Origin of the sequence: Halomonas sp. G11, from assembly GCF_001663515.1 — a bacterium.
Classification (GTDB): domain Bacteria; phylum Pseudomonadota; class Gammaproteobacteria; order Pseudomonadales; family Halomonadaceae; genus Vreelandella.
The window spans coordinates 1-7,439 of record NZ_LYXG01000028.1; the positions used below are offsets into that span (position 1 = coordinate 1).

At 59.0% G+C, this 7,439-nt stretch carries 6 protein-coding genes and 1 pseudogene; 6 read left to right on the plus strand and 1 reads right to left on the minus strand.

Annotated elements, in window-relative coordinates; all coding sequences use genetic code 11:
- Nucleotides 1-1,233: dihydroxy-acid dehydratase (locus ADS46_RS12905; RefSeq protein WP_066320759.1), on the plus strand; the 1,233-nt coding region annotated here is incomplete at its 5' end.
- Here ADS46_RS12905 and ADS46_RS12910 read toward each other — a convergent pair.
- Nucleotides 1,230-2,171 carry a LysR substrate-binding domain-containing protein gene (locus ADS46_RS12910; RefSeq protein ID WP_066320761.1) on the minus strand — a complete coding sequence of 314 codons (942 nt, stop codon included), beginning with the start codon at nucleotides 2,169-2,171 and terminating at the stop codon, nucleotides 1,230-1,232. The genes ADS46_RS12905 and ADS46_RS12910 overlap by 4 nt on opposite strands.
- A 150-nt stretch (nucleotides 2,172-2,321) precedes the next feature.
- On the opposite strand from ADS46_RS12910, the gene ADS46_RS12915 reads away from it, so the two are divergent.
- The 5 genes and pseudogenes from ADS46_RS12915 to ADS46_RS19185 form a co-directional block, all read left to right on the plus strand.
- On the plus strand, nucleotides 2,322-3,548 hold the full coding sequence (locus tag ADS46_RS12915; RefSeq protein ID WP_066320763.1) for an aldose epimerase family protein: 1,227 nt from the start codon (nucleotides 2,322-2,324) through the stop codon (nucleotides 3,546-3,548).
- Between the two features lie 89 nt (nucleotides 3,549-3,637).
- Nucleotides 3,638-4,645 carry an arabinose ABC transporter substrate-binding protein gene (locus tag ADS46_RS12920; protein ID WP_066320765.1) on the plus strand — a complete coding sequence of 336 codons (1,008 nt, stop codon included), beginning with the start codon at nucleotides 3,638-3,640 and terminating at the stop codon, nucleotides 4,643-4,645.
- A gap of 26 nt (nucleotides 4,646-4,671) precedes the next feature.
- On the plus strand, nucleotides 4,672-6,165 hold the full coding sequence (gene araG / locus ADS46_RS12925; RefSeq protein ID WP_066320766.1) for an L-arabinose ABC transporter ATP-binding protein AraG: 1,494 nt from the start codon (nucleotides 4,672-4,674) through the stop codon (nucleotides 6,163-6,165).
- 83 nt (nucleotides 6,166-6,248) lie between these two features.
- Nucleotides 6,249-7,259, plus strand: a complete 1,011-nt coding sequence (gene araH / locus ADS46_RS12930) for an L-arabinose ABC transporter permease AraH (protein ID WP_066320767.1) — start codon at nucleotides 6,249-6,251, stop codon at nucleotides 7,257-7,259.
- A 61-nt stretch (nucleotides 7,260-7,320) separates the two neighbouring features.
- A pseudogene (locus ADS46_RS19185) lies at nucleotides 7,321-7,439 on the plus strand (dihydroxy-acid and 6-phosphogluconate dehydratase); the annotation flags it as partial.

Genomic DNA, 7,439 nt, shown 5'->3' on the forward strand with positions numbered 1-7,439 from the left:
CAGGTCAAGGCGGGTGAGATATCGATGCACGACTTCATGGCCGCGGAGGCGGGCATGTCCCGCTCGGCAGGCACCTGCAACACCATGGGCACCGCCTCCACCATGGCCTGCATGGCGGAGTCATTGGGTACCTCGTTGCCGCATAACGCCGCCATTCCGGCGGTGGACTCCCGCCGCTACGTGCTGGCCCATTTATCGGGCAACCGGATTGTCGAGATGGTCAATGAAGACCTCAAGCTCTCCAAAATCCTCACCAAGGAAGCCTTCGATAACGCCATCCGTACCAACGCCGCTATCGGCGGCTCCACCAACGCGGTGATCCACCTCAAGGCGATTGCCGGACGCATTGGCGTGGATCTCACCCTGGATGATTGGAGCCGGGTCGGGCGCGGCACGCCCACGGTAGTGGATCTGCAGCCCTCCGGGCGTTTTCTGATGGAAGAGTTCTACTACGCCGGTGGCCTGCCTGCGGTGCTCAGGCGCCTGGGCGAGGCAGACCGATTGCCCTTCAAGGACGCCTTGACCGTCAACGGCAAGACCCTGTGGGAAAATGTTCAGGACGCGCCGCTGTACAACGACGAGGTGATCCGCCCGCTGGATAACCCGCTCACCGCGGACGGCGGTATCTGCGTGGTGCGCGGCAACCTCGCGCCCAACGGCGCGGTGCTAAAGCCCTCGGCGGCGAAAGCCGAACTCATGCAGCACCGCGGCCGCGCGGTGGTCTTCGAGGATTTCGACGACTACAAGGCGCGTATCAACGACCCGGACCTGGACGTGGAAGCCAACGACATTCTGGTCATGAAGCACTGCGGCCCCCGCGGGTATCACGGCATGGCCGAGGTGGGCAATATGGGCCTGCCGCCCAAGATCCTCGCCCAGGGCGTGACCGATATGGTGCGTATCTCCGATGCGCGCATGAGCGGCACCGCCTACGGGACCGTGGTACTGCACGTGGCCCCGGAAGCCGCGGCGGGCGGCCCGCTGGCCGCGGTGCGCAACGGCGACTGGATCGAGCTCGACTGCGCAAGCGGCCGACTGCACCTGGACATCAGCGACGAAGAACTGGCCTCACGCCTGGCCGAAAGCGACCCTACGGCGGCCTCGACGCTGATTGCCAGCCAGGGTGGCTACCGGCAACTGTACATCGAACGAGTGCTCCAGGCGGACGAAGGCTGCGACTTTGACTTCCTGGTCGGCTGCCGTGGGGCGGAGGTGCCGCGTCACTCGCATTAACCGGACTGGGCAATAATCTCCCTTAGCGTGCTCATCAGCGCCGCAGCGCCGGGGGAGAGCCGCTGGTGGCGCAAACTTACCAGCCCATAGGGTTGAACGCTGAGCGTCTCGCTGAAGGGCAGCAGGTGGAAGCGCTGCGGGTTGCATAGCAGGTTGGCGGCTTCGCGGGTGGTCACCGTGATGGTGTCGGATTTGTCGACCAGCGCGAGGGACACCATTAAATCCGCAGTATCGACGATTTGGCGCGGCGGCGTTACCTGGTGATGCAAAAACAGGCTGTCGACCCGCTGACGCATCAGCGCCCCAATGGGCTGTAGCGACCACGGGTAGTCCGCCATGTCGCACAGGCTAAGTGTGGTTTTATCGGCTAACGGGTGATGTTGGCGGCAGACAAAACACAGTTCCTCTTCGCCAATCTCTTCAAATACAAAGCGCTCCACGTCAAAGCCCGCCGGAATCCGCGTAATCGCGAAGTCCAGTTCGCCTTCAAGCAAGCGTGGCACCAGGGCCTTGCTGACATCCACATCAACACTGATTTTGAGTCCCGGCCGGTCTCTGTGTACTCGCTCGATAGCGCTGGTCAGTAGCGTCACCGCCGGGGCCATTACCGTACCGACGGCCACCGTACCTGCATTGCCTTCACCTAATGCATTCAACTCCTCACCCGTTTGGCGCAGTGTCGATAACATACTGTGCGCGTGGCGAATCATTATCTCGCCGTACCAGTTAGGCGTCAGTCCGCGGGGGTGGCGGTCGAATAAACGAGTGCCCAGGTTGGTTTCCAGGTCGCTGAGTAACTTTGAGGCGGCGGGCTGGCTCATATGTAACTGAGCGGCCGCACGGTGAAGGTTTCGCTGCTCGTCGAGCGCTAAAAAAAGCTGTAAATGGCGCAACTTTAGTCGCACGTCCAAAAACCAGTTCTCGCTGAGAACGCCCATGGAATAAGCCTTTTGTTGTTATCGATAGCAATAAGCGTATCAAAGTTGCCATGTTCGTATATTGGTTGGTTATGGCAGAGGTGTCTACTGTAACGCTTGTATATGCGACGCTAACGTCGCCCTAATAACAAAAATTCAAGGAGCAATATCATGCCTCTCATGTACGCTCATAGGGTCAGCGCAAGGCCCGGTCTGTTGTTGAGTGCCGGTATCGCGATGCTATTGCTTGGCACTACCCAGGCACAAGGCGAAGAAACCACCGCTGGAAATGGCGCGGAACGCAGCATTGATAAATCGGTATTGGGTCAATTGCCGGATGGTCGTCAGGTCGATGTTTATCGGTTTACCAATGCTAATGGTATCGAACTTCAGGTAACCAACTACGGCGGCATCATCCTGTCATTGAAGACGCCCGATGTAGACGGTGAATTCGATGATATTGCGCTGGGTTTCGACTCGCTTGAGGCCTATCTTTCCGACGAATACCGCCAGGCCAACCCCTATTTCGGTGCCATCATCGGGCGCTACGGCAACCGCATCGCGGGTGGTCAGTTTTCGCTCGATGGCGAGACCTACTCACTGGCCACCAATGATGGCAACAATCATCTACACGGCGGCGATCAGGGGTTCGATAAGGTCTTGTGGCAGGCCGAACCGTTCGAAAACGCGTCGGGCACGGGGCTTGTGCTGCGTTATACCAGCGAGGATGGCGAAGAGGGCTATCCGGGGAGGCTGGAGACGCAAGTCACCTACACCCTGACCGATAACGATGAGCTGATGGTGGATTATCGCGCCACCACTGATAAAGCTACGCCGGTCAACCTGACCCAGCACAGCTACTTCAACCTGAAGGGCGAAGGCAGCGACACCATTCTCGATCACCATTTGCTGATCAACGCTCCTGAATTTACGCCGGTCAACGACAGCCTGATCCCCACCGGCGAAATCCGCTCGGTAGACGGCACACCGTTCGACTTTACCCAGCCAACGCCGATCGGTGAGCGGATTGACCAGGACAACGAGCAGTTGGGTTTTGGCGGTGGCTATGACCACAACTTCGTGCTGGATCGCGATAACGCAGCGTCGGATGAGCTTGTCTTGGCCGCCAAGGTATGGGAGCCGCAAAGCGGACGCATGGTGGAAATCGAAACCACCGAGCCAGGCATCCAGTTCTATTCAGGTAATTTTCTCGACGGCAGCCTGACTGGCAAGCGGGGCGAGCCTTACGGGCAGCGTTCCGGTTTTGCTCTGGAAACCCAGCATTATCCCGATTCCCCCAACCAGGAGGCGTTTCCCAGCACGATCCTGGAGCCCGACGAAACGTATCGCTCACGCACGGTATATCGCTTTTCTGCTCAGGAAGCGTTTGATTCGTAACCTGTCGTGGCTTGCCCCGGCAACCTGAGACATCAACAGCCATCATCACAACCAACAACAAGATTCGCTAACACATCAGGAGTACGACCATGCAATTAACAACAAATCTGACCACGACCTTTACCCGTTTGGCTCTCGGTAGCGCCGTTATGCTGGCGTCTCTGGGCACTGCGCAGGCGCAGGATGACGAGGTGAAGATCGGCTTTATCGTCAAGAAGCCGGAACAGGCGTGGTTTATCAATGAACAGCGGGCGGCCACCGAAGTCGGCGAAGAACTCGGTTTCGACGTGGTACGGCTGGGTGGTGAAGACGGCCAGGAAGTGCTTAGCGCCATTGATAACCTGAACTCGCAGGGCGCTGAAGGGTTTGTCATCTGCCCGCCGGATGTGCGTCTGGGGCCAGCCATCATGAACCGTGCTGAGCAGTACGACATGAAAGTGATCACCGTCGATGATCAGTTTGTCGATTCCAGCGGTGAGCCGATGGAGGGCGTCCCTCATCTGGGCATGTCCGGCTATAAGATCGGCCAGCAGGTAGGCAATGCGATTGCCGACGAAATGGAAGCCCGCGGCTGGAACCCTGAAGAGGTTGCCGCGCTGCGTATAACCAATAACGAACTGCCCACCGCCGTTAAGCGCACCGATGGTGCCACCGATGCGCTGGTCGATGCTGGCTTCCCCGAGGACAATGTCTTCGATGCCCCCCAGCAAAACACCGATACCTCCAGCGCTTTCTCGGCCGCCTCACCGGTGCTCGCCCAGCACGGCGATTACGAGCACTGGGTGATCTATGCCCTCAATGAGGAGAGCGTACTTGGCGGTGTCAGGGCGACCGAACAGTACGGCATACCCTCTGAGGATGTTATCGGGGTTGGGATCAACGGTTCCGGTGCCGCCTTTGCCGAGTTTTCCCGTGAAAACCCGACCGGCTTTCACGGCACCGTAGCGGTGAGCTCCACCATGCACGGCCGTCAGACGGCGGAAGACCTCTATCGCTGGATTACCGAGGACGAAAAGCCACAGGCGAATACCGAGACCTCCGGCACCTTGATGACCCGTGAGAACTGGCAGGAAGTTCGCGACGAACTGGGTCTGTAACAGATTGTCTGCTGGAGTGTTTTCGCATGTCTGATGCTTATTTACGTTTCGATGGTATCAGTGTCGTTTTTCCCGGCGTGCGTGCGCTGGATGGCGTGAGCTTTGATGCTCACGCCGGCCAGGTGCATGCGTTAATGGGGGAAAACGGCGCGGGTAAATCGACCCTTCTCAAGGTGCTGAGTGGCGTTAACCACGTTGCCGAAGGCGCGCTGTGGATTGATGGCAAGCGTCATGTCTTCAGCAACACTCGGGAGGCGTTGCGCGAAGGCATCGCCATCATCTATCAGGAGTTGACGCTCTCGCCCAATATGTCGGTGGCCGAGAACCTGTTGCTGGGCCAGTTGCCCACGCGACAGGGATTCGTGAACCGCCGTCAGTTGAAGGAAAAAGCCATGGCGATCCTGGCCGACCTGGGCGAGGGGGAGATTCATCCCTCGACCAAGGTACGCGAGCTTTCCATCGGCCAGCAGCAAATGATTGAAATTGGTCGTGCGCTGCTGCGCGACGCCAAGGTGATCGCCTTTGATGAGCCGACCAGCAGTCTCTCTATCCAGGAAACCCGCCAACTCAAGCGCATCGTCCAACGACTGCGTGACGAAGGGCGCGTCGTGCTCTACGTGACCCATCGTATGGAGGAGGTGTTCGAGATGTGCGATGCGGTCACCATCTTCCGCGACGGTCAGCATATTCGTACCCATGAGGATATGTCGTCGCTGAATCATGACCTGCTGGTGAGCGAAATGGTCGGTCGCGATATCGACGATGTGTATGGCTATCGCGCTCGCGAACAGGGCGATGTCGTCTTGAGTGTGGAGGGTATCGAAGGGCGCGGCCTCAAGGCGCCGGTGAGCTTTTCCGTCAAGCGCGGTGAGGTATTCGGGCTGTTTGGCCTGGTGGGCGCCGGTCGCAGTGAGTTGCTTCGGCTGGTGTGCGGCGTTGAGTCCCCAAAAGCCGGAAGCGTCACCTTTAACGGCGAGTCGCGGCGTTTCAAGAGTCCTGGCGAAGCGATTCGTGCTGGCATTGCCATGTGCCCGGAAGATCGCAAATCCCAGGGCATCTTCCCGGTGGCAAGCGTCTCCGACAACCTCAATATCAGCTGTCGGCGTTTTTTCAAACGCTGGGGGCTCTTCCGCCACCCCGGGCGTGAGCGGCGCAACGCCGAGTCGTATATCCAGCAGCTCAGCGTCAAGACCCCGGGCCCGCGATCGCCGATTGGCAAACTCTCCGGGGGCAATCAGCAGAAGGTGATTCTGGCCCGCTGGCTCGCCGAAGAGATCGACCTGTTTGTAATGGACGAGCCGACGCGGGGTATCGATGTGGGCGCTCGCCGAGATATTTACTCGCTGCTTTACGACTTGGCCGAGCAGGGCAAAAGCGTTGTAGTGATTTCCAGTGACCTGGCGGAAGTCAGCTCCATTTGTGACCGGATTGCCGTGATGCGTGACGGCGAGCTGGTGGACGTGGTGCCACGCGAATCAGCCACCCCTGAACGGCTACTGGGGCTGGCACTGCCTGCCTGATGCCTACTTTTTAGACCACAAATTTCAGAGCAGATGTTTTTCAGGACTCAAGCTCTTCAAAACACAAGCTCAGGACTAACACCATGACAACCGACAACGTAACCCAAGGTGAGAATGCACCTGCCCGCCCGGCGGGGCGCCAGGGGCTTATCAAGCCGCTACGCACGCTGCTGGATACTTCCGGGCTGATTGCCATTTTCTTGCTGCTGTTTGTGGCCCTCGCCGTACTGATCCCTGACTTTCTCACTGGGCGCAATATGGTCGGGCTGCTGCTTTCGGTCACTCTGATTGGTAGCCTGGCCACCACCATGATGCTGGTATTGGCGCTGGGCGAGGTGGACCTTTCGGTGGCTTCCACGGTGGCCTTTGCCGGGGTGGTGGCAGCGGTGGTGACAACCAACACCGGTAGCGTATTTATCGGCGTGATGGGCGGCATTGTCGCCGGTGGTGCCGTAGGGGCCTTCAACGGCCTGGTGATTGCCAAGTTCGGCATCAACTCATTGATTGCCACTCTGGCGGCGATGGAGTTTGTGCGTGGGCTGGCCTACATCACCTCCGGTGGCGATGCCGTGATGATTACCGTGCCGAGCTTCTTTGACCTGGGTAGTGCCTCCTTTCTGGGCCTGACCCTGCCGGTATGGACCATGCTGGCCTGCTTTGTGATCTTTGGTGTGATACTCAATATGACGTCTTTTGGACGCAACGTGCTGGCTACCGGCGGTAACGCCGAAGCCGCCGCGCTTGCAGGGGTCAATGTCCGTCGCCTGAAGATTATTGTCTTCGGTTTACAGGGCGTCGTTGCGGGCGTGGTCGGTGTATTGCTGGCGTCGCGCATGGGGCTGGGTGATCCGAATACCTCCATGGGGCTGGAACTGGCGGTGATTTCTGCCTGTGTGCTGGGCGGCGTGGCGCTATCGGGCGGCGTCGCGACGATCACCGGCGTGCTGGTCGGGGTGCTGATCATGGGGTGCGTGCAGAACGCCATGGGCCTGCTCAACGTGCCGACCTTCTACCAGTACCTGGTGCGCGGCGCGATTCTGCTGCTGGCGGTGATGTTCGACCGTTGGAAACACACGCGCCGTCAGCGGGCCTGACGCTAACTTTCCGATTCCTTCTAGCCACGACCTTTTCACCGATTTTTACGGAGAGTCTCCCATGTCTGATCGCAAGCCGCCCCTACGCTCTGCCCAGTGGTTCGGCACCGCCGATAAAAATGGCTTCATGTACCGCAGCTGGATGAAGAATCAGGGCATTCCTGACCATGAGTTCCAGGG